Source organism: Burkholderia sp. Bp8992 (assembly GCF_003853705.1).
Classification (GTDB): domain Bacteria; phylum Pseudomonadota; class Gammaproteobacteria; order Burkholderiales; family Burkholderiaceae; genus Burkholderia.
This window is the reverse complement of the sequence record NZ_QTQI01000063.1, coordinates 1-2,773: the sequence shown is the minus strand read 5'-3', so window position 1 is coordinate 2,773 and position 2,773 is coordinate 1. Positions and strand designations below refer to the sequence as shown.

Annotated in this window: 3 protein-coding genes; all 3 read left to right on the top strand. The window is 63.1% G+C overall.

The genetic code is table 11. The annotated features are described in order from the left end of the window. Positions 1-85 precede the first annotated feature (85 nt). The 3 genes from tnpA (at position 86) to tnpC (ending at position 2,622) form a co-directional block, all read left to right on the top strand. On the top strand, positions 86-565 hold the full coding sequence (gene tnpA, locus DIE03_RS37920; RefSeq protein WP_260435033.1) for an IS66-like element accessory protein TnpA: 480 nt from the start codon (positions 86-88) through the stop codon (positions 563-565). Beyond that, positions 565-918, top strand: coding sequence for an IS66 family insertion sequence element accessory protein TnpB (gene tnpB, locus DIE03_RS37915; protein WP_185658309.1), 354 nt, complete (start codon positions 565-567; stop codon positions 916-918). The genes tnpA and tnpB overlap by 1 nt, the downstream gene beginning before the upstream one ends. A 99-nt stretch (positions 919-1,017) precedes the next feature. After that, the gene (gene tnpC / locus DIE03_RS37910) at positions 1,018-2,622 is read left to right on the top strand and encodes an IS66 family transposase (RefSeq protein WP_124457133.1); all 1,605 of its coding nucleotides are present in this window, start codon (positions 1,018-1,020) and stop codon (positions 2,620-2,622) included. The last annotated feature ends 151 nt before the right edge of the window (positions 2,623-2,773 follow it).

Sequence of the window (2,773 nt, the reverse complement as noted above, 5' to 3'; positions counted from 1 at the left end):
GTAAGCGCGAAATTCTCCGCACCTAGGCAGCGCTGCCGAATCGATCCACGATTGCGTCCGCAGACTTGAATTGCGGACGCAGATGATGACCGACACTGACTTTGACTTTCTCCCCCTGCGCGTGACCCGGACGTGCGCGGATGGCAAGCATCGATACGATCCGGAGGGCAAGCGTAAGTTGATCGAAGCCTGCCGCCGGCCGGGCGCGTCATTGGCGGGTCTGGCGCTGAAGGCTGGGGTCAATGCGAACCAGTTGCGCAAATGGGTACAACTGGAAGAGCGACGGGAAGTTGCCGGCGCTTCACATGATGCTATGGCGCAAACGCCGTCAGCCTTCGTGCCGGTCGTCTTGATCGACGGGTCACCGGCATCGGCTCCTGCGGAAACGGCACCGCCAGCCCCGCAGCCGTTGCTGCAACGAGATCCGCCCCGTCCGTCGCCGCGAGCGGCACCGCTGGCGCGTTTGTCGGCGACACTGCCTAACGGTGTCGTGCTCGAGCTCGAATGCTCTGGGCGAGACACCTCGCTGGTCACGGCGATGATTGCCGCGTTGGGAGCGGGTTGATGTTCCGCTTCGACCACGACCTGCGGATCTACCTGCACCGCGAGCCGATAGACTTCCGGGCCGGACTGAATACGCTGGTGACGATGGTCGAACAGTCGATGCATCTCGATCCGCTCGCACGAGCCGTCTTCGGATTCCACAACCGGAAACGGGATCGCGTGAAGCTGTTGCTCTATGACCGGGCCGGCTTCTGGCTGATGTTGAAACGGCTCGAGGTAGATCGTTTCGCCTGGCCCCGTCGTCAACAGGCCGTGATCGAGCTCACGGTCGACCAGCTCCACCTGCTGCTCGACGGCGTCGATCTCGACGCACTGCGTCCGCATCCCGCACGACAGTACTGCTTCACGAGTTGAGGAGCGGTATTGCGAACGTTGTTGGCCAACAACGGCCGTCCCGACTGTTACACATCTCCGTAAACCTGTGCGACGCCGCGCTTCGCTATCGTGAAGCGCATGAAAGCCGATCTCGCCCGATTGCCGCAGGCCGCCAAGGCCTACATCCACGAACTCGAAGCAGGTCTCGCCGAGCGCGATGCCAGGATCGACGAACTGACCAAGCGCCTCGACGCGTTGGAAGAGCAATATCGTCTCGCACTGGCCCGGCAGTACGCGCCAAAGAGCGAAAAGCGCAAGGATCGCGTGTTCAACGAGGCCGAAGATGCCGCCGACGCTGATCCGGACGACGCAGACAACAGTGACGCGCCTTCGCTGCCGGACACTGGATTGCCGGAGCTCGACAAGCCTGAGCCCCGTAAGCGAGGTCGCAAGCCGCTGCCCGCGGATCTGCCGCGCGAGCGCATTGAGTACGACCTGCCCGAAGGGCAGAAAACTTGCCCGTGCTGCGGTAAGGCGCTGCATCGTATGGGCGAAGACGTCAGCGAGCAGTTGCACATGGAAGTCAAGGTGTCGGTGCTGCAACATGCGCGCGCCAAATATGCGTGCCGGCACTGCGAACGCCACGGCGTGCGTACGCCGATCGTAGTCGCGCCGATGCCGGCGCAGCCCTTGCCGGGCAGTCACGCAAGTCCGTCGATGATCGCCGCCGTCACGGCCGGCAAGTACGTCGACGGCACGCCGCTGTACCGGATGGAGGACGTGCTCGCGCGCTCGAACATTGCGGTCAGCCGCGGCACGTTGGCGAACTGGATCATCCGCCCGGCCGAGCTGCACTACACGCGGATCTACGACGCACTCAAGCAGGTTCTGCGAGGCCAGTGGTTGATCCACGGCGACGAGACCACGGTCCAGGTGCTCAAGGAACAGGGGCGAAACGCGCAGGATAAGTCGTATATGTGGGTGTATCGGAGCGACGCAGATAGCGACCAGCCGGTCGTGCTGTTCGAGTATCAGCAGGGGCGCGGTGGCGAGCATCCGCGCGCGTTCCTCGGCGACTACGCTGGCACGCTGATGACGGACGGCTGGCCTGCCTGGCGCACGGTCAAGACGGCGACGCACCTTGGGTGCCTTGCGCATGCAAGGAGGCTGTTTACGGACGCGCTCAAGGGCCAGAAGAACAAACCGAGTTCCCGCATCACGAAGGCACTCGAGTTCTTCCAAGCACTGTATCAGGTCGAAGCGCTGGCCAAGCAGACGCTGCCCGAAGGCGAAACGCTGACCGATTACCGGTATCGCCTGCGGCAGCAGCACAGCGTGCCGCTGCTGACCGCCTTCAAGGCCTGGCTTGACGAGCTGGCACCGAAGGTTCTGCCGCAGAGCTTGCTCGGCGAAGCGATCGGTTACTGCCGTCGGCAATGGCAGTATCTGATCCGCTACGTCGATGACGGCCGTCTGCCGCTTGATAACAACGTCATCGAGCGTGACATCAGGCCGTTTGCCACTGCGAGAAAATCGTGGCTGTTCAGCGACACGGAGGCTGGCGCGAAGGCGAGCGCGATGGTCTACAGCATGATGCTCACATGCCGCGCCTGCGGCGTCGAACCGCACGCTTGGCTGCTGCATGTGCTGACCGAATTGCCGCAACGCGCTCCCGACGCGGACATCAGCGACCTGCTGCCGTTCAACTACGTGAAGCAACAAGCCGAGGCGAGCGTGAGCTGACACAGCGAGCGCGCTCCGGCCATCGCGCCGGCGCACTCTACCGAGACTCAGTTGCGGACATCGCCGGTCAACCTCGGCCGTCGCGATGCGGCTATGCTCGCCCAACAGTTGCAAATGATTCTCCATTCGGTGTGCTGAATTTACCGCTTAC